A 20,503-nucleotide genomic window follows, 5' to 3' on the forward strand; every position below is an offset into this window, starting at 1 on the left:
TTATCCTTTTTTCGTTAAATCTTGTTTGATGTAAATTCCAGCTCTTGCACTTAAAATTTCTATGGCAAATAGCTTAAGTATGGAGATTAAAGCGATTAAACTCTCTTTGAAGTGTTTAGACATCTGCAACTCCTATCAGTATTACCAAAAAAGTTTTTTGTATTACCAATGAATAAGCAGAATGCATGCCAATTTTTTAAAGCAAATTTAAAGCTACAGCGCATAAAAACGTTTATTTTTTGTGCGGAATTGTTTTTTATTTTTAGAAGTGACACATCTAAGTGCATTGTGGGAAATCAAAGATGATTTTCAGTAAAACATTTATAAAATAAGAGCTAGCATACCAAGTAATAACCATCGTCAAGAAGATACGGGGGCAATACTACTTATCCAGATATCAATCTGGCAGATAAAAAAAATCGCCAAATGGCGATTTTTTCTTTATTGATATACTTTCTGGAACTCACCCAAAATTGGTGCGGAAACACCATCTTTATAGACATATCGAGAGATAATTCCTTTGTCAGTATAAATATTCATTTTAATTGAGCTCGTGCCTTTTAAGCTGCCCATCAAATTCACAGGCGCTAAAATATAATTCGTAGAACGGTTTGCACCTAACACATGATCATGCTCTGTAGGGCCTGTTACAGCAAAGGATTGGCTTTTTTGCTCATTTGTAAATTCAACCTTTTGGATATCATATTTGTTATAGGTACTATTCAAATGCATTTTTAATTTAAGTAGCTCCTTGTTCGATTCATTCCAGCTTACAGTAACTACTGGACAAAGCTCATTTTTCGCACAAATCAGCAAACCTGTCGTACCCACATTTTGACGACTTGGGTCTGTAGCGGTCGTTGCACAACCCGAAAGGAACATCGCTCCTAACCCCATGAGTAGCCATTTTTTTGGTGATACGTTCATTATCATTATATTTTACTCCTAGAAACTTAAAAAACTTTGAAAGTTCAAATAAGGGATGACTTCACATACGTACTATTTTTGACGAATCTGCGCCTAAATCAAGCTTTTTATTACACTACGATATAAATTTTATACGATTAAGCACCATCTGCAAAACCACTCACAGTAGCTGACTGAAAACAGCAGTTATGTTTAATCGCATTTTTCATGGATTTGCTCTAGCACACGCATAAATACAGGAAAGATTATCTTTTCTACAAAAGCCATCAAGCAAATATCGTTCATTATAAATATTATACGCAGTCAGCAATTCAGTTTTAAAAGACAAATGAAACCGATCACTATGCATGACGAACTGAATCAAGATCAATTATACTAAGTCCAAAAGATCACGACTGATACAGCCGCCAATGAAATTTTTTACTTGTGCATCCTGCCAAAACCAAGTCTTTTTTGCTAACTCACAATGTGTGAGTTGCCAAACTACACTCGGTTATATTGCATCAGAAAAAGACATGGGGAGTTTTGAACAACATAGTCCCGTACTTTGGTTGGCGCTCAATGAACAATATCAAGAAAAGCGCTATAAACCTTGCTATAACTATCAGCATTATCAAGTGTGTAATTGGGTCATTCCAGCTGAAAGTAGCGATATTTACTGTGAATCATGCGTGCTTACCTATACCATCCCAAGTCTAGAGAATCCTGATCATATCGTCTACTGGTCTCGCCTCGAACATGCTAAACGCCGTTTTTTATATTTAATGCAACGTCTTAATATTATGCCGAGACCCAAATATAACGATGATGACCGTTCTGGGCTACGCTTTAATTTTTTAATGCCAGAACAAGGTCTGCCTGTGCTGACTGGACATGCCAATGGTGTCATTACTCTCAATGCCAGTGAAGCAGATGTTATTTATCGTGAAACCACACGTATTAAAATGGGGGAAAATTATCGAACACTTTTGGGTCACTTTCGCCATGAAAGTGGGCATTATTATTTTGATCTCATTAAATCGCTCCACCCTGAACTGGTCGATGAATTTCGTCAGTTTTTTGGTGATGAACGCCAAGACTATAACGAAGCACTACGACGTCACTATGAAGATGGCCCACCACAAAACTGGGATAAATTTTATGTGAGCTCCTATGCCAGTACACACCCATGGGAAGATTGGGCAGAAACATGGGCACATTATTTACATATGATGGATACGCTAGAAACCGCTTACTACGCAGGTTTAATTGTTCGAAACAACAGGAAAGACGAGAATGACTTAGCCTTTTATGAGAACCCCATAGGCGCTCAAGATTTTGATCTACTACTGAAACAATGGATGACACTAACCTTTAATTTGAATGCTTTGAATCGGAGCATGGGGTTAGAGGATGCCTATCCTTTTACCTTGTCCAATCCAGTACTCGATAAATTACGGTTTATTCATAAACATGTGTTGGGTAAAGCGTTTCATCTCGAAATAACTTAAACCTAAACCCTAAAACCAAATATGAAATAGTTAAATGATCACATCACGAACTTTGATGTATCTCAGTAATAATTGTCATAAAATAAAAGACATGTTTAGCCTATATAGATAACTGCCGTGCTAAAAACTATGCTTTCACAAAGACATCATGCTTTACCACGGTCTTTTATTTTAGGATTAATTATTGCTTTATTCCCTGCCTGCCAGTTGGTCAAAGTTAAAGAAAAAACCATTCACCAATCCATTCGTAATAAGTCGGAAAATATATTAACGCATGACCAATTAAGTACCGAAACCCTAAGTTTATTAAAACTACTTAGCCTGACTCCACAACAATGCGCTGCTAAATTGGAAATATGTTTAAACCGCTTAAATCAACAAAATACCATTGCTGTTGATGAACGTTATGCAGCATTAAGTGAACTATATTTAGCCCAAGCATTACAGCTATCAAAGCAAAGAGACTGTACCCAATCAGAGACCTCGGGTGAGAATCCTTGCTTGCAGAATAGCCTAGAAGCATTTGACCAAAGCTTACGCTATAGCTATGTATACTTATTTAAAATGCAAGAAAGCCCGAGTACCCGCGTTTTTGATCAAAGACAAATGCATATCAGAAGCTTTTATAATGTTGCATTATCACGTCTCATTACTACGGCGTACCACACGCAGCCTTTTCAGCAAGTTCCTTCGCAACTCAACATAAAAAAAAGCAGATACCTCATAAGCTTAGAACACTATCCCGAACTCAAAAATAAAGGTATTGAACGAGTTCAATCAAGTTATAATTTAAATTTCTCAGGCTTCTATCAAGTCAACCGTCAAGATGGTCTTGGTGCAGAGTTTGTGGTCGCTACAGCGTCGGAACCACCCGCTAAAAATGATTTTATCCTTGACCCTATATTGTTTTATCAAAATCAGCGCAATCCAAATATACATTCTGCACAATATTTGTCTGTCACTGCTACAGCACAGCCCCAAAATGCAGAAAGTGATATTGAAAATATCCTCAACGGAACAGCTACTTTTGAGATTGAGTTATTTAATCCATATACACAAAAGTACGTTGAAATTAACCAACAAAAATACATCCTCACGGCAAATTATTCCGTACCTTTTGCCTATTGGTTAGCTGAAAATAAGTTAGGCTCAACAGGTTATTTAACCTTACTTGATCGAACGGAACGCTTACGCATGCCGCATGTCTATATGCTTGAACCGTATCAACCAAATAAGAAAATTATTATCCTCATTCATGGCTTAGCCAGCAGTCCTGAAACATGGATCAACCTGACCAATAACATTTTAGGTGACAAAGTCTTACGTGAAAACTTTCAAGTTTGGCAGGTATTCTATTCGACCAATATGCCCATTTTTGAAAGTCGCTATCAAATTCACGCCCTACTCAAACAAGCCTTTGCACAAGTTAAACCTAACTCTCGTTCAGCCAGTGATGCTGTGTTGATTGGACATAGTATGGGAGGCGTGATTAGTCGTTTATTGATCAGTGAGCAAGATATTTCGGAACAAGTGATTCCACTTTTAAACTATGAACAATACATTCGCTTGCAACAGTATCCTATTATCAAAGACCGTTTTCAGTTCCACTCAGACTTACCTATTGGACGTGCAGTATTTATTGCTGCACCTCACAGTGGCAGTGAACTGTCCGATCGCTGGTATATGGGGGTAGTGAAAAAAATGGTGAAGCTACCAATCACATTTTTTAACCAAGTTGATATGCAGTTGAATGGCAGCTCTAGCACTAAAGGCATGGTGCAATCAGGACCAGATGACTTAAGTCCAAAGTCTCGTTTTATGACGTTGACCCATAACATCATGCCTGTTTCCACCATTCCCTATCATTCGATTATGGGTAACTACCGTCAGACCAATGATACACGTGAAATGAGTGATGGTATTGTGCCCTATTCGAGTTCACATTTAGACCATGCTGTATCTGAAAAAATTATTAAAGCGAAGCATTCAGTACATGAAAAAGCAGAGACCTTATTAGAGTTACGTCGTATTTTAAGACTGCACCTTGAACAAAACCCAAACAGATAATCAAATACTTCTAAGTTTTTGATATAATTATCTTATTTTAGAAAATATAGCTAAGCTTAAATAAGTAAATGCTTTAACACTTTTTTGAATATTTTCGCTTTAGCAAGGAATACAGCACAATGCTTCCATTCCCCATTCAGCACCGACTGGCTGGTTTTTACTTTTTTTATTATTCTATTGTAGGCACATTCATGCCGTTTTGGAGTTTATATCTCGAAGAGCAAGGCTTTAACTACAGTGAAATCGGTATTCTTTCATCCATTGCCATTATTACCCGTTTTTTTGCCCCGTTTATTTGGGGTTGGATTGCAGATAAATCAGGGAAACGGATGCTCTTAGTCCGAGTTGCTACATGGATGGAAGCTTGTATTTGGTTCATGATTTTTATCATTCCAAACTCCTTTCAAACCGTTGCTCTGCTCATGCTGATTTTTAGTTTTTTCCAAAATGCAATTTTAGCTCAATTTGAAGGTGTTACCCTATTTTGGCTCGGAGAACAACGGAGTGCATTATATGGAAAAGTCCGGAAATGGGGTTCTATTGGTTTTATAGTCGGTGTGTTTGGTATTGGTGCATTATTAGAAATAATTCCAATTTCTATGCTGCCCATTCTACTACTATGTATTTCTTTTTTGGCTTTTCTTTGGTCGTTTAGCATTCGTGAGCCAACCACAGCTCCCAATTCTCAAAAGCACCTTGAGCCACTCTTACCTATCTTAAAAAAGCCTGTCGTAGCCGCATTTTTTAGCATTGAATTTATTCTACTTTTTTCACATGCCCCATTTTATAGTTTCTATAGCAACTATTTAAAACAAACAGGCTATTCAACCACTGAAATTGGTTTTTTATGGTCAGTGGGCGTCATGGCTGAAATTATTATGTTTGCCGTTGCTCAGGTGTTTTTCAAACGTTTTTCATGGCGGCTCCTTGTTTCTGTTTGCCTCATTCTCACGGCGCTACGCTGGTTTTTGATAGGTTCTTTTCCACAAATCTTCACGATTCAATTTTTAGCACAAACCATTCATGCCTTTAGTTTTGGTTTATTCCATTTGATTGCTATGCGCATCATTTTCCAAAATTTTAGTTTAGGCCAACAAGGCCGTGGACAGGCACTTTATAGCACCATGTGGGGCCTTGGTGTCGCATCAGGCAGTATTCTTGCAGGACATTATTGGAGCATTCTATCAGGCGAATATATTTTTATTTTGGCTGGTATTGCCGTCTTATTCGGGCTGTCTTTGGTAATCTTTCTGCCCAAAGAAGTACAAGCTTAAGCCGCTTTTTGAGCGACACTTATAGCTTGGGTAGTTAGACTAACATAGCCTTTCTATACGTGGATCTCTCGATATCTATGGAACCATGGTTGAGTTTGTTCAAGTTGATTGGCCAATTGTAGTAGCAAGTCTTCACGGGCAAAAGGCGCAATAAACTGCGACCCAAGCGGTAGGTTATCAGCATTCCAATACAAAGGTACAGACATTGCGGGTAAGCCTGTAATATTTGCCAGTTGTGTAAAAGGCACCCAAAGCAGATTATCTTTTACAATTTTATCTACCAACTTCCCTTGAGCGAGCAAATGCACCTTACCGACTTTAAGTAGGCTTTTTAGAATCGGCTTTTGCCATAAAGGTGTAGAAACTTGTCCATTTTTGGGCGCGACTGAAGCAGTTGCAGGAGTTAAATAAAGATCATAATGGTCAAAGAATTGGTTCATTCGAGTCACATATATTCCCCAATGATTCAGGTTATGAATATATTCTAAGGCTGTTGTTTTCGCACCAAAGGCAGCCAGAGTTAAAGAATCCAACTCGAAATCGCCTGCTGTTGTTGGGACTTGTTGTTTGATCTGCTCTAACATATACGAAAATTGACTGAACCATGTCGTGATAAAGTCGCGGGCCAATGCCATACCATCAATTTCAGGTTGTGCTTCAACTACTGTATGCCCTAATGACTCCAACAAATGTGCCGTATGCTGTACAGCAGCAATAGCATCTTTAGATACTGTAGTTCCAATAGGAGACTGCGTACAAAATGCAATTTTAAGTTTTCTTACTGGCTGCTGTAGACAGGCCAAATAGCTTTGGCCGGGCTGTTCAATTTTAAACAATGAGCTATGTTCCGCACCGTGCGTTGCATCAAGCATTGCAGCACTATCTCGCACAGTCTTCGCCAATACATGCTGTATGGCTGCACCATGCATTGCTTCACTCATATCGGGACCCCACGGCGTACGTCCACGACTTGGTTTAAGACCGAATAAACCACAATATGATGCAGGGATCCGAATTGATCCTCCTCCATCACCAGCACCAGCAATCGGTACAATCCCTGCTGCAACGGCCGAAGCAGAACCACCAGATGATCCACCACTATTATGTTTTAAATTCCATGGATTACAACAACTACCCCAAGCATCAGGTTCAGTAATACCTTTAATACCAAATTCAGGCGTATTGGTACGACCAAAGGTCAAGATCCCAGCTTTCTCCCAGCGGTTCACTATTTCTGCATTGTGCTGTGCAATATGCCCCGTTCGTTTAAAGGCTTGGCACCCATAAGAGGTGGGATAACCCGCATATTCCTGAAATAAATCTTTAACTAAAAATGGCACACCAGCAAATGGCCCAGATAACACATTCTGCGCGCGCTTTTTAGCATAATCATGCATGGGAATAATAATGGCATTTAAGGCTGGATTAACTTGCTGACTGCGCTCAATCGCAAGTTGTAATAATTCAGCAGGATAGACTTGTTTTTGTGCAACTAACTCAGCCAATCCTAAAGCATCGTATTGTAGGTATTCAGAAAAAATCATTGTGATCCAAATATATAATTCTTATTGTTATCTAGTTTTACCTGCTTTTAGATTAAGAGGCAATACGTACTTGGTTCCGCCCTAATGTTTTCGCTTGGTAAAGCGCCCGATCTGCCTGATTTAAAATACTCTGTAGACTATTTTGCGTTGGTAGCAGCTGATGCACTACGCCTAAGCTCACGGTCATATTTAAAACTGCATGCGCCACTTGAGTCTTGGACAACGCTACGGCACGACAAATACGCTCTGCAATCATTTCTGCTTCAACTAAGTTCGTATTCTTCAACACCACAACAAACTCTTCTCCCCCCATACGTGCAAATAGATCTTGTTCACGCAAATTACTTTTGACCGTGGCTGCAAAGCTTTGTAGCAAAACATCTCCTATATAATGTCCATATTGATCATTCATTTTTTTAAAATGATCAATATCAAGCATAATAATCGTAAGCGATTTGAATTGATTTTGTTTTAGTAGATTCTCAGTTTCTGTAAAGAAAAAACGACGATTAGCCACATGAGTTAAAGGATCATGATTGGCAAGATATAAGACTTCCTTATATAAAGCATGCCGATTTCGGCTTACGATACATAATAGCAAAGGCGCAATCATCAGCATGCACAGACCAATTCTTACGGACATTGACGTTGCCAAAAAATTATCTGCAGTTCGTGAAATATAATAGGTTGTTAAACTATGATATAGTACCAAGCAGACCGTACTATTAATTACACTGACGTAAAATAAATTATAACTCAAGGCCGCCCAAATCAACCCTGCTAAAGGAAAAAGCAAAGCGCCTGGACCAAAGAAAATATGTGTACAAGCCACAGAAACAATAACAGAAAATAGTGGTAATAAATCTATAAACTTTGTCTCACACTGCCTCCGATTTTTCCAAATATTGGTGAACTTTTTCCCAGTCGGGAACGTAAGCATCAATGGTAAAATAGAGATACAATTTAAGACTTCACCCGTCCACCAAATATAAAACTCAGACCAAGAGTCATCTGCCGTCATAAATGTATGTGGCATATGTGGAACAACGGTCACAGCAAAAATCGCACTAAAGAAACAGCCAATAAATATACAGACTAAAAATAAATAGAGAAAATTTAATCCTTTATTATCAGAACGATAATCTATTTGTAAATATTGAATAAAAAACAGAGAGACACTGACTGTAATAAAATTGGCAACAGTTAATGCTAAAGTTAGTTCAAAATGGTTTCCCGTTACCAAGTCCGCAGACATATAACCAATAAAAGCGCCTATCCATCCCCCCAGATTTCTTAACTGAGGAAATCTTAAAAACAAGCCGATGAGTACAGCATTGGCGGGCCAGAAATAAGCAAAATATGCAATCGGTCGTGTCAGTATTCCAAGCAAACAACAGACAAAAATGACCAAAGCAATCAATGCACATGCGCGGCCATGTTGTTTAAAGTTAAATGGTACTTCTGTTAGCTTTCCTGCGTACAAAATATTCCCTCATGTTTACATGAGTTTAGCAACATCATGTTTTTTTATTGTCCTTTAGACTTCAAATACTCATTGAATAGAAGTCATTTTGCATTGACAATATTTACTAAACAAACTGTATAGATTGTTAGGTGGCGTTTCAATATTATTTTTTATTTATGCTCTAAATTTATATCATTTGTAAAAAAAGTTGCCCATTTAAAAAAGCCTCCAAATCAGGAGGCTTTTCTATAGTGAACTTATTTTGCCTCAGAAGCAGCTACTGGCACTGACGCACCTGCCTCCTCAGACTCTAAAGGTGCAGCATCAATCATGTCAGAGCTCACCTCAATATTGGTTACTGGTGTTTCGGTTGCTGAACTTTCCACTGCTGTTTGTTCAGCTTCTTGTTTTTTATCGCTACATGCCGCAAGTGAAATCATCGTTGCAGAAGCCAAAATCACCAAAGCCATTTTCATGTTAATCATTATTCACCTTCGAATTAGTCATCAATTACCTGAAACCATACTACGTATTTTTGATGCAGTTTAAAGTATTAGTTTGTGAGCAATCTTTTGAAATTAAGGCAGAATTATAACATCATTAAAGCAAAATGATAAAAACAAGCCCGACTTGAGTTTGTTTTTATCATTTCTCATATAACCCAATACAACCTTTAGCTTAAACAGGATAAGCTGTGGCAACCTCTTGGCTAATCATGGCTGCTGTCGCTGCAGATAGCGTCCAGCCTAAATGCCCATGTCCTGTATTAAAAAAGACACGTTCTAATTTTCCACGGCGTACCACTGGCATCATATTAGGCATCATCGGACGAAGGCCCGCCCAAGGAACCGCATGCTCAGTCGACACTTTAAAATTACGATTAGTCCAGTCCACCAAAGGCTGAATACGATCCGCTCGAATATCACGGTTATAGCCATTAAACTCAGCTGTTCCCGCTACACGGAATCTGTCTTTACCTAAACGTGAAGTGACGATTTTTGCACTTTCATCCAGCAAGCTTACCCATGGTGCATTTTGCTGACTCTCTTCGTCATTAAGCATAACGGTAATCGAATAACCCTTCACTGGATAGACATTGACACGTTCTTGGACTAACTCTGCCAGTTGGTAACTGCCTACACCAGCACAAACCACAACAGCATCGGCAGCCAAAATCTCAACCTCATTCGGTGCCAATTCTACATTTTCAGAACTCGGTTGTAATTTCACCTCAACACCCGTCGATAGATGTTGAATATCCGTTACATCCATCCCAAAACGGTATTTTACACCTAATCTTTGGGTGACTTCTGCCAAACCTGTGGTGTACTTATGAATATCACCCGTGGCATCACCTTCACAGTAGAATCCTGCATAATAGTCACCAGTCAGGGTCGGCTCAATTTGCTTAATTTCTTCATTGCTTACACCGCAACGTTCAAGCCCACCTTTATTCAACATATCATTGACGCGAATAGCAACGTCATAGTCTTGTTTATTATGATAAAAATGTAAAATTCCACGCTTCTCTAAGTTAAAGTCAATCGACTCTTTTTCAGCAACTTCAAATAAGCGCTGACGAGCCAATAGAGCTAAGCGGACTGTTTCGTGGGTATTGGTCTCATAATGTTTAATATTGCCTAGAAATTCCATCAACCATGCATATTTATGTACACTAAAAGATGGATTCAGCAACAACGGCGCAGATTTTTGAGACATCCATTTCATGCCTTTCAGCACTGTCGATTTTTGGTTCCAAACTTCAGCATTGCATGCAGACAGTTGTCCACCATTTGCAAAAGAAGTTTCCATGGCTGGAAATAAATGACGATCAACAACGGTCACTTGATAGCCAAGTATACTTAATTCATACGCAGTTGTGACGCCTGTAATTCCAGCACCAATGACAACGACATGACACATAGACACCTCCTTTTTATTGTTTGATGTCAAACCCCATCTGTCATGTGTACCTGAGAGCTTCGATCTAAAACTTCCCATGAAGCTTTAAACCATCCCCTTCGGTGAGTGATTGAACACTTCTCTCCAGAGTTTTTTCATTATTACAGTCCTTTTGCCTGAGAGTTTCCGGGGTCGTTGCTCCTTCGGCGAATGCAGAACATTTCTCTCCTGCAATAATGCTTATTATTCTATGAGCAATTTATATACCATGTAATCATTAAATTTAAAACTACTCTCAAAGTATTATATTGTCGTTTGTTACGATCCAAATTGATCCAATATGATAATGAACTTTGCACTATAATGGATAAATTCCTGCTTTATGCTCCAAAATATGACTCTTCCAAATGCTCAATTTTCAGACTATAAAACAGTGATTCAACAGCATAGTCTTCAGAAATTATTCAGCTCTAATTTACTTCGAATAACTGCATTTGATTCACTCCAAAGCTTTTATGCACCTTTTGATACCATCAATCCTCATGCCAAAATCGTGCTCGTGGGGATAGCGCCAGGACAACTACAATGGCGAAATGCTGTGACAGCTTGTAAGGATGCACTACAACAAGGTTATTCTGATAGTGAAGCACTTAGTATTGCCAAAGCAACTGGTGCATTTAGTGGTCCACTTCGGCAAAACCTGATTAAAATTTTGGATCATGTTGGTTTGCATGAAAAACTTCGCATTGCAACGACCGCTGAGCTTTTTTTACAGCAACAGCATTTGGTACAACACAGCTCTCTACTCAGGCAGTGCATATTGAATAATGGCAAGAATTACACAGGAACATCACCGAATATGCTTAGAAATGCTTTTTTGAGACAGCATGTAGAGCACTATTTTATTCCCCAAATTCAAAATCTACCCGATGCGTTGTATATCCCTTTGGGCCAAAGTGTGATTGAAGTTTTACATTATTTATCTAGCTTAGGCTATTTAAGCCAAAACCAAATTTTAGATGGTTTTCCCCATCCTTCTGGCGCAAATGCAGAAAGGATTCAATACTTTTTAAACTTAAAAACCAAGGATCAACTGTCCAACAAAACTAATCCTGAGAAAATTGATCAAGCGAAACAACAGTTAATTGAAAAATTAGAAAGACTCGAACTCTAAATTTGCTTACTCAGTAAGACTAAATGAAGGTTAATCAAAGGTTGCCCTACATTGGCACTTAATAAGTAAGATGCCGTTTTCTGAGTATCGTGATAACCATAACGTGCTTAATATGCCAACAGCTCTTTTCTTACATTTAAGATTAGCTTTCATACGCAAATAAAAAAAGTCAGACCGAAGTCTGACTTTAATGTCTATTCCCTTAAATAGGAAGAGAATTCTCTAGTATTCAATCGGCGCAAATGGTGCAATGACATCCGCATTTTGTGCACGATGGCGCATAAAGTGATCCATTAAAACAATCGCAAGCATTGCCTCTGCAATCGGAGCCGCACGTACACCCACACAAGGGTCATGACGACCTTTGGTTAATACGTCAGTATCTTCACGATTAATATTGATCGTTTTACCTGGTGTAGTAATAGATGCTGTTGGTTTAAGCGCAATTGCAACACTAATGGTTTGACCACTCGAAATACCACCCAAAATGCCACCAGCATGGTTCGCGAGGAAGCCATCTGTGGTTAACTCATCTCGGCTCTCATGTCCGAACTGACCAGCAACGGCAAAACCATCACCAATCTCAACCCCTTTGACAGCATTAATGGACATCATGGCATGGGCAATGTCAGCATCTAGACGGTCAAAAACAGGCTCACCCCAACCTACAGGTACTTTTTCAGCCAAAATTTCAAGCTTTGCGCCACAACTGGTACCTTGTTCACGCAATGAAGTCACCAGTGCTTCAAAACGCGGTACGGCATCGACATCACCGCAGAAAAAAGGATTATTGGGTACTTCATTCCAATCCAATTTTTCAGCAACTTCAGTTCCAATTTGGGTCACATGACCACGAATTAAAACACCAAACTTTTCGGCCAAATATTTTTTCGCAATCGCGCCCGCAGCCACACGCATAGCCGTTTCACGCGCACTCGAACGACCACCGCCACGGTAATCACGGAAACCGTACTTTTGTGTATAAGTATAGTCTGCATGTCCCGGACGGAAGCTTTGTGCAATGTTACCGTAATCTTTGGATTTTTGATCGGTGTTACGGATCAATAAACCAATTGGTGTACCTGTTGTTTTACCTTCAAACACACCTGAAATAATTTCAACTTCATCAGGTTCTTTGCGCTGCGTGGCAAATTTCGAGGTGCCCGGCTTACGACGGTCTAAATCTTTTTGCAAATCGTCTGCTGTAAGCTCAAGACCCGGTGGAACACCATCCACAATCGCCATTAAGCCTACACCATGAGATTCACCACAAGTCGTTACACGGAAGAGTTGCCCTATACTATTACCTGCCATGTCCAACGACTCCTTTTATGCTTGAACAGATTGAATGAATAAATCACGGAATTGACGGCACTGAGCTGCAGTCAATGCAAAGATTCCTGTACCGCCTTTTTGGAACTGTAACCAGTAAAAATCAACGGTATTAAAGTTTTGGCGCATTGCCCATTCAGAATTACCCACTTCAATCACGATGAGACCATCTTCAGTTAAGTAATCTGGTGCTTGAGCTAACATTTTACGAACCAAATCCAAGCCATCTTGACCCGCTGCCAGTGCCAATTCTGGTTCATGGTGAAATTCTTCTGGTAAGTCTGCCATGTCTTCAGCATCCACATAAGGCGGATTAGACACGATGAGATCATATTGATTTTCAGCAGGAATTTTGGCAAACAAGTCAGACTCAAGTAAAGCCACTTGATATTGCTTGTCGTGGTGTTCTGAGTTAATTTGAGCCACTTCTAAAGCTTCTTTAGAAATATCAGTTGCATCCACTTCAGCATCTGGGTAGGCATAAGCTAAAGCAATCGCGATACAACCTGAACCCGTACACATATCTAAAATACGTTGTGGTGTTTTTGGATTTGGATTTTCTGGCAAGTTATTGACTGCCTCACCCATTTGGCCATTTTCACCTAAGCAATAAGGTGCAAAACGGTTTTGAATCAATTCTGCAATCGGTGAACGCGGAATCAGTACACGCTCATCGACATAATATGGTTTGCCATCAAAATATGCCAAATTAAGCAAATACGAAGTCGGTACTTTTTCATTAATTCGACGTTCTAGTAAACTTAAAACTTCTGCTTTTTCACTTGGTAGTAACTTTGAATCTAAGATTTCAGCATCCGCATTCCAATCTAAAGATAAAGTCTGTAACACCAACGCTGAGCTTTCAGCAAAATAGTCTTCTGTACCTTGACCTAAATGTGCATCGTATTGACGTAATGCTGTCACTCCAAAACGGATAAAATCACGAATTGTACTTAAGTTTTCAGCGGCTTCCTGTATATGTTCAGGGCTAATAGTCGGGCGATCCACTAAAGGCGTCTCCAAGGTCATTGTAAAAACGCCTTATGATACCCTGTTTTTCTATGATTTATAATGTTTTGATGCACAGCAAACACATTTTCATACGCTTTGCACTTATTTGCTTATACTGCCTGTACGTGCTTCGTACATATCTGCACGGGTTTGTGTCATTTGCATCAGACATGAAATCCGCTGAACTTCAGTCTTTTCATTTTTCACAATGGGTTTGTTATTACAAATTTGATCACGCTGCTCAAGCCATTGCTGATGAGATTGTTTAACCCAACCTTGCTCATTAGTAGGGGTTTTGTCTAAATATATTTTGAACACTTTTTTTAAGCGTTTTTTTTGTACTTTATATTCTTTACTCATGCATGTATCAATCTCACTCAATACATTGCCTGTTTGTTTCATACATATTTCATATTCTTTACTTGGACCCATCGCAAAGGCTGAACCACCACACAATCCCATTACAAGGAGTAGACCTAATATCTGTTTCAATTCCATTCCCCAAAACAAATGTTCTTTAATCATTTTTTAATCTAATCATTCACAACATCTACGCGTTGCAGCGCTTTAATATAACATCCTATTTTGTATGAACATACTAAACACTTATAAAATTTCCACATCCTTACTTTTACATGAAGTCACAGGCTTTACATTGAAATCAGATCAAATGGCTTTATTATGAAATGAATTATTTTGCTGATTACGTCCCAATCTATGAGTTATAAACACAATAATCTAATGGCGATGCGTGAGCGTTATTGGAATGACACTGAAAATAACCACGTCGACATTGAAAAAGCTTTTTTTCAAAACCTACTACAACAACAAGGTATCTTTGACTGCGCGACCGTTGAAGATGCAAAATATTTCTTTTTTAGTCTACCAAGCATCATTATTGTTAAAGGTTATGCACACGGTTTTATGCACCAACCTGTGCAAGAAATGATTCTACAACACATTCAAACGCATAAAAATGAACTGATTCAGAAGAACAAACTTAAAATCCAATTTCGCATGTAAAACCTCAGGTTGAGCTATTTTTAAGTACTTATCTGACACTTATAAGCTTTTTTAACTCGCTATTCAGCAAGTTGAACTTTTTTAATACGTGAATACACGATATTATCCGTTACAATCTTAAGTGCTGCCCTTGCTGATGAAAGGATTTTATTGAATTATGTCAGATCACAACGATAAGCTTAAACAACTGAAAACCTCCTCTATGGATCGTCGTTTATCGATTGCCAAAGCTTCGTTGCTTGCTGGAACACGTTGGGCAGCTTCTAGCGCAACGTCTATGTTTTCTAGTGAAGAAGAAAAAGAAAAAAAACGCAAAAAAGCCATGAAAGAACAAGCCGATTATTTGGTATCTGAAATTGGCAAGCTTAAAGGTTCCATCGTCAAAATTGGCCAAATGATGGCGCTATATGGTGAACATTTTTTACCAGAAGAAATCACACAAGCGTTAAATACCCTAAACAATCAAACAGTCGCTTTAGCATGGCCTGCGATTAAACAGCAATTACACAGCCAATTGGGTTCTAAACTGGATGATTTAACCATCGACCACGAACCTTTAGGCACTGCATCACTTGCACAAGTGCACCGCGCAACACGTAAGTCTGATGGTTTAGAGGTGGTATTAAAAATTCAATACCCAGGCGTTGCTGAAGCCATTGACTCAGACATGAGCCTATTCAAAAATATGCTTAAACTGACACGCATGGTGCCGCAAACACGTGAGTTCGATCAATGGTTCGACGAAGTCCGTGAAATGATGCACCGTGAAGTGAATTATAAAATTGAGGCTGCAACTACACGCCGCTTTGCTACTCGCTTAAAAGAAGACCCACGCTACATCGTGCCACAAATTATTGATGACTATTGCACAGACCAAGTGTTATGCATGACCTTTGAACGTGGTGTGCCGATTAACAGCCCCGTCATGCTGTCTCTACCGCAAGAACGTCGCAACAAACTTGGTGAAGCATCACTTGAAATTGCGGTACGCGAGATTTTTGAATGGGGTGAAATGCAGACCGATCCGAACTTTGGTAACTATCTGGTTCGCTTAGGTAATGGCAATGACATCTTGGATAAAATCGTTCTGCTTGACTTTGGTGCAATTCGACAGTTTGATGAACACTTACTCGGTGTTGCACGCAAGCTCATTCATGCTGGATTTAACCACAATAGTGAAGAAATGGTTCAAGCAATGACAGGCTATGAATTTTTCGACTCTATCCCTCAAAGCATTAAACCGGATATGGCTAAAGTCTTTTTACTTGCAACTGAAGCATTCAGCAGTCCTAGTAACAATCCTGACTTACCTACTGGTGTTATGGATGAACACTTTGCTTATGACTGGAAAGCTAGCCAACTTCATAGCCGTGTCATGCAACAAGCGTCTAAGTCGATGGCGTCTCGCTATTTCAGTGTTCCACCCAAAGAATTTATGTTTATCAGCCGTAAATTCATCGGTGCTTATACCTTTATGACAGTGATTGAAGCGAAAACCAATGTTCGCGCAATGGTTGAAAAGTTCATCTAAAAGCTGCATGACCAAAATGACGCAATGTCATTTTGGTCAATTAGTCAATAAATTTAATTTCCAACGATTTAATAAAAAAGTTTAAAAACAAATCATTAGAAGAATTTAAAACACACCATCTACCGTTTATCTTTGACAATACATCATGTCAGCGATGACATAGTCATTCATGTTCCGCTATGTCAGCATAAAAATACAGAATAATTCTGCTGGATGAAAATAATGACAAATATGGTAAATAAAGCGCAGGGATTTGGCTTATCACTGATCATAAAGATGGCAAGTAGCGACGTACTTGACCAATTAAAACTTAGAAAGTTTGTAGAAAAATCACTTTATCAAGGCTCAAAAGCAAGCTTTAAAACCCTATCAAAAACACAAAAAGCTTTTAAAGCCAATACAGATCTGCATAAACAGCGGCTCAACAATCAAGAAAAATCATTGTTTGATCTGAACTATTCAGAAGATCAGCAAATGACCATCGACACCATGTCTCAATTCGCTGCAGATGTACTTTACCCATTAGCCGCAAGTGCCGATCAAAATGAAACTTTTCCAACAGAACTTTGGCAATATATCGAAGACCTAGGTCTAAACTTTTATGCTTTGCCTGAAGCACTCGGCGGTATTGCATCTGAAAAAAATATTCTGAGTAATATACTTATTGCGGAGCATTTGGCCAAAGGTGATTTTAGTTTAGCTGCGGGTATGCTCTCTACCTTTAGTGTGATTAATGCCATTACACAATGGGGTTCTGAGCAAGTACAAGCTTTATATTTGAACAGTTTTGCGCAAGACGTTAGCATTCGCGCTAGCTTTGCAATTCAAGAAGCTACGCCTGCTTTTAATCCTTACCAGTTAAAAACCAAAGCCATTTCACGTGATGGCCAGTATCTTATTCAAGGCGAAAAGACACTGGTGCTATTGGCTGAAAGTGCAGATATTTTCCTTGTCAGTGCCGAACTTAATGGTCAAGCTGAAGTTTTTATTCTCAGACGCGATGAAAGTATTCAGTTTAAAAAATCTCCCGCTATGGGGCTCAAAGGCACAGAAACAGCAACTTTAATTTTTAATCAAACCCCTGCTTTACGCTTAGGTGATGAAGACTTCAACTACACTGCATTTTTAGACCTCGGCAATTTAATGTGGTGTGCAATGGCGGTTGGCACCTGTGAAGCAGTCAAAAAATATTGTATTGAATATGCCAATGAACGCACCGCCTTTGGTGAACCCATTTCTCACCGTCAAAGTGTTGCTTTTATGATTGCCGATATGGCCATCGAAATTGATGCCATGCGTATGCTTATCCTAAATGCAGCAAGTCTAGCTGAATCTGGGCAGACATTTCACCGTGAAGCCTATTTAGCACGTTTACTTTGCGCCGAAAAAGCCATGAAAATTGGCACTGATGGTGTACAGATTTTAGGTGGGCACGGATTCACCAAAGAACACCCTGTCGAACGTTGGTATCGTGATTTACGTGCAACAGCAATTGTTCACTCTGGTCTACATGCATAATAAAAAGGAAAACTGGCATGAATTTACAAAACCCTAAAAAATTTAAATTGCTGATTGATCAAGCCCACCAAGTTGCCATCAATGTACTTCGCCCTATCTCCCGAAAATACGATAAGGCTGAACATAGCTATCCTAAAGAACTGGATATGTTGGCATCCTTAGTCGATGGTATGAATGAAGGTGGTGAAGGTATGAACGCAGGGGCCGCTGTTGGTAAGCGGGGTACCAATGAACAAGGCAATAAAAATGGAGTGAATCTCTCTACCGCTTTAAGTGTAATTGAGATGTGCTATGGAGATACCGCTTTACTTCTATCAATGCCCCGTCAAGGGCTGGGAAATTCAGCAATAGCCGCTGTTGCCAATGAAGAGCAGTTGGAGCGCTTCAAAAACACATGGGCGGCCATGGCAATCACTGAACCAAACTGTGGCTCGGACTCTGCTGCTATTCGCACCACTGCAACACAAGATGGTGATGATTACATCTTAAATGGTGAAAAGATTTTCGTGACTTCTGGTGACCGTGCCGATGCTATCGTTGTTTGGGCAACACTGGATAAAAAGTTAGGGCGTTCAGCGATCAAATCTTTTGTGATTCCTAAAGGAACAGCTGGCATGACGGTAGAACGTTTAGAGCATAAGCTAGGAATTAAAGCCTCTGATACCGCAGTTATTCGTTTAATCGACTGCCGTGTATCTGCAAGCAATTTACTTGGCAATGCTGAAATAGATGCAACTAAAGGCTTTGCTGGTGTGATGGAAACTTTTGATAATACCCGTCCACTCGTTGCAGCAATGGCTATAGGCTGTGCCAAGGCCTCACTAGAACGTATTAAAGAGATTTTTAGCGATTATTTTGATCCTCAATACATAACGCCATACTTACAGACGACTCATATTGAGAGTCAAATTTATCGTATGGAAGCCGAATGGGAAGCGGCACGCTTACTGACCTTAAAAGCCGCATGGATGGCAGATAACAAAAAACCTAACTCAAAAGAAGCCTCTATCTCAAAAGCTAAAGCTGGCCGGATCTGTAATGAAATTACACTCAAGTGCGTCGAACTTGCAGCAACAGTCGGCTATAACGAAGATGAGCTTTTAGAAAAATGGGCAAGAGATTCTAAAATTCTAGATATTTTTGAAGGAACTCAGCAAATTCAGCAACTCATTATCGCGCGCCGTGAACTAGGCAAGTCATCCAGTGAATTAAAATAATTCAATATTAATAAGGCGATAACTAAAACTATCGCCTTTCATCCAAAAGCGTTTAGCTAAAATATTAGCTCATCTAAAGTTGTCCCCCCATAGACACAAATGAACTGACATTATGATTACTTAGGCTATTTAGATACAATCTATTTATATCTATCTTTCATATCATGGAATCATGTTAAGAGCATTAGAAATCAGCGTGCTTGCCTAACATCGAAAATATTGCTTAAATAAAAGGCAAATTTAACAAATCCATAAAAGAGCATCTCTCACACTGGGTTGACTGTGCTTTACCTGATGAATATGATCATTTCAAATGCTAAAACCAACGGATATGCAGCTTGTTGAATTTTCAAAGATCCCTCCCCACATCTCAAATTAGAACCAAATCTGTTTTAATTTTAACAACAGCTTTAATATTTACAGGCTGTTCATCGCTCGGTGGTGGTTCTGTTGAAAAGCGTTCAGCAAAATTAGCCAATGGTATTCAAAAGGCATATGCTGTTGAAGCAACTACAGCACAGCGTGTTGCGCCAATGATTGTGCAAAGTGCTGATCGTTATAATGTCGATCCATTGTTAATTGCGGCTGTTATAAGACAAGAGTCTAGTTACCGTAATTATGCTATTTCCCCTGCTGGTGCTATTGGCTTAACACAAGTTATCCCACGCTATTGGCAACAAACTTGCCCTGGCGATTTATTTGAGGAAGTTAATAATATTAATTGTGGCACGTACATTCTCTCTAACTATAACCAAAAAGCAGAAAGTTGGCCCAAAGCTTTGGCTTATTATAATGTCGGTCCAACAGGCTACCATTCAAGCTGGAAGATGAAACGCCAAGGAAAAAAATATGCTAAACAAGTGAAAGAGCATCAAAAAAGCCTAAAAGGAGCCTTATAAGTTTTTCAAACATTGATCTTTGAATTGAGACACATGGAGATTCATTAACTTTTGAATAATCCTTTTAGATCATGCATGAATATAAATTTTTTATACTATATGGTTTCTGATCTCTTCTTCTTTCCTCTA

General features: G+C 39.1%; 18 protein-coding genes and 1 riboswitch. Of the genes, 9 read left to right on the plus strand and 9 right to left on the minus strand.

The window, feature by feature from the left end:
• Both DPG01_RS19025 and DPG01_RS13880 read right to left on the minus strand, forming a co-directional pair.
• On the minus strand, nucleotides 1–123 hold the full coding sequence (locus tag DPG01_RS19025) for a hypothetical protein (protein WP_265733403.1): 123 nt from the start codon (nucleotides 121–123) through the stop codon (nucleotides 1–3).
• Between the two features lie 318 nt (nucleotides 124–441).
• Nucleotides 442–933 carry a hypothetical protein gene (locus tag DPG01_RS13880; RefSeq protein ID WP_110975495.1) on the minus strand — a complete coding sequence of 164 codons (492 nt, stop codon included), beginning with the start codon at nucleotides 931–933 and terminating at the stop codon, nucleotides 442–444.
• Nucleotides 934–1,337: 404 nt separating this feature from the next.
• On the opposite strand from DPG01_RS13880, the gene DPG01_RS13885 reads away from it, so the two are divergent.
• From DPG01_RS13885 to DPG01_RS13895, 3 genes are all read left to right on the plus strand, one after another.
• Nucleotides 1,338–2,417 (plus strand): zinc-binding metallopeptidase family protein, encoded by a 1,080-nt coding sequence (locus tag DPG01_RS13885; protein WP_110975496.1) that lies wholly within the window; start codon nucleotides 1,338–1,340, stop codon nucleotides 2,415–2,417.
• A gap of 129 nt (nucleotides 2,418–2,546) precedes the next feature.
• Nucleotides 2,547–4,484, plus strand: coding sequence for an esterase/lipase family protein (locus tag DPG01_RS13890; RefSeq protein ID WP_110975497.1), 1,938 nt, complete (start codon nucleotides 2,547–2,549; stop codon nucleotides 4,482–4,484).
• 119 nt (nucleotides 4,485–4,603) lie between these two features.
• Entirely contained in the window at nucleotides 4,604–5,758 is a 1,155-nt protein-coding gene (locus tag DPG01_RS13895; RefSeq protein ID WP_110975498.1) for an MFS transporter, read from the plus strand.
• A 53-nt stretch (nucleotides 5,759–5,811) separates the two neighbouring features.
• Here DPG01_RS13895 and DPG01_RS13900 read toward each other — a convergent pair whose 3' ends face one another.
• From DPG01_RS13900 to DPG01_RS13915, 4 genes are all read right to left on the minus strand, one after another.
• The gene (locus tag DPG01_RS13900; RefSeq protein WP_110975499.1) at nucleotides 5,812–7,302 is read right to left on the minus strand and encodes an amidase; all 1,491 of its coding nucleotides are present in this window, start codon (nucleotides 7,300–7,302) and stop codon (nucleotides 5,812–5,814) included.
• 52 nt (nucleotides 7,303–7,354) lie between these two features.
• Nucleotides 7,355–8,785 (minus strand): GGDEF domain-containing protein, encoded by a 1,431-nt coding sequence (locus tag DPG01_RS13905; protein ID WP_110975500.1) that lies wholly within the window; start codon nucleotides 8,783–8,785, stop codon nucleotides 7,355–7,357.
• Between the two features lie 239 nt (nucleotides 8,786–9,024).
• On the minus strand, nucleotides 9,025–9,252 hold the full coding sequence (locus DPG01_RS13910; RefSeq protein WP_110975501.1) for a hypothetical protein: 228 nt from the start codon (nucleotides 9,250–9,252) through the stop codon (nucleotides 9,025–9,027).
• 193 nt (nucleotides 9,253–9,445) lie between these two features.
• Nucleotides 9,446–10,690, minus strand: coding sequence for a D-amino acid dehydrogenase (locus DPG01_RS13915; RefSeq protein ID WP_110975502.1), 1,245 nt, complete (start codon nucleotides 10,688–10,690; stop codon nucleotides 9,446–9,448).
• 133 nt (nucleotides 10,691–10,823) lie between these two features.
• Nucleotides 10,824–10,910, minus strand: a riboswitch (glycine riboswitch).
• 141 nt (nucleotides 10,911–11,051) lie between these two features.
• Here DPG01_RS13915 and DPG01_RS18935 point away from each other — a divergent pair.
• A complete protein-coding gene (locus DPG01_RS18935; RefSeq protein WP_228157008.1) occupies nucleotides 11,052–11,843 on the plus strand; it encodes a hypothetical protein in 792 nt (263 codons plus the stop codon).
• Nucleotides 11,844–12,065: 222 nt separating this feature from the next.
• Here the strand turns inward: DPG01_RS18935 and aroC are convergent, their stop codons facing one another.
• The 3 genes from aroC to DPG01_RS13935 form a co-directional block, all read right to left on the minus strand.
• Nucleotides 12,066–13,157: a chorismate synthase gene (aroC, locus tag DPG01_RS13925; RefSeq protein WP_110975503.1), complete on the minus strand. Its 1,092-nt coding sequence runs from the start codon at nucleotides 13,155–13,157 to the stop codon at nucleotides 12,066–12,068.
• A gap of 15 nt (nucleotides 13,158–13,172) precedes the next feature.
• Nucleotides 13,173–14,183: a 50S ribosomal protein L3 N(5)-glutamine methyltransferase gene (prmB, locus tag DPG01_RS13930; protein ID WP_110975510.1), complete on the minus strand. Its 1,011-nt coding sequence runs from the start codon at nucleotides 14,181–14,183 to the stop codon at nucleotides 13,173–13,175.
• A gap of 105 nt (nucleotides 14,184–14,288) precedes the next feature.
• Nucleotides 14,289–14,711 carry a lysozyme inhibitor LprI family protein gene (locus tag DPG01_RS13935; RefSeq protein WP_110975504.1) on the minus strand — a complete coding sequence of 141 codons (423 nt, stop codon included), beginning with the start codon at nucleotides 14,709–14,711 and terminating at the stop codon, nucleotides 14,289–14,291.
• Nucleotides 14,712–14,903: 192 nt separating this feature from the next.
• On the opposite strand from DPG01_RS13935, the gene DPG01_RS13940 reads away from it, so the two are divergent.
• The 5 genes from DPG01_RS13940 (at nucleotide 14,904) to DPG01_RS13960 (ending at nucleotide 20,374) form a co-directional block, all read left to right on the plus strand.
• Nucleotides 14,904–15,209, plus strand: a complete 306-nt coding sequence (locus DPG01_RS13940) for a hypothetical protein (protein ID WP_086210648.1) — start codon at nucleotides 14,904–14,906, stop codon at nucleotides 15,207–15,209.
• 157 nt (nucleotides 15,210–15,366) lie between these two features.
• A complete protein-coding gene (locus DPG01_RS13945; RefSeq protein ID WP_110975505.1) occupies nucleotides 15,367–16,740 on the plus strand; it encodes an ABC1 kinase family protein in 1,374 nt (457 codons plus the stop codon).
• A gap of 222 nt (nucleotides 16,741–16,962) precedes the next feature.
• Nucleotides 16,963–18,258 (plus strand): acyl-CoA dehydrogenase family protein, encoded by a 1,296-nt coding sequence (locus DPG01_RS13950; RefSeq protein WP_110975506.1) that lies wholly within the window; start codon nucleotides 16,963–16,965, stop codon nucleotides 18,256–18,258.
• Nucleotides 18,259–18,275: 17 nt separating this feature from the next.
• Nucleotides 18,276–19,475 (plus strand): acyl-CoA dehydrogenase family protein, encoded by a 1,200-nt coding sequence (locus DPG01_RS13955; protein ID WP_110975507.1) that lies wholly within the window; start codon nucleotides 18,276–18,278, stop codon nucleotides 19,473–19,475.
• 338 nt (nucleotides 19,476–19,813) lie between these two features.
• On the plus strand, nucleotides 19,814–20,374 hold the full coding sequence (locus tag DPG01_RS13960) for a lytic transglycosylase domain-containing protein (RefSeq protein ID WP_086209182.1): 561 nt from the start codon (nucleotides 19,814–19,816) through the stop codon (nucleotides 20,372–20,374).
• Nucleotides 20,375–20,503 lie beyond the last annotated feature (129 nt).

It is taken from the genome of Acinetobacter sp. WCHAc060042 (assembly GCF_003231195.1).
Classification (GTDB): Bacteria; Pseudomonadota; Gammaproteobacteria; order Pseudomonadales; family Moraxellaceae; genus Acinetobacter.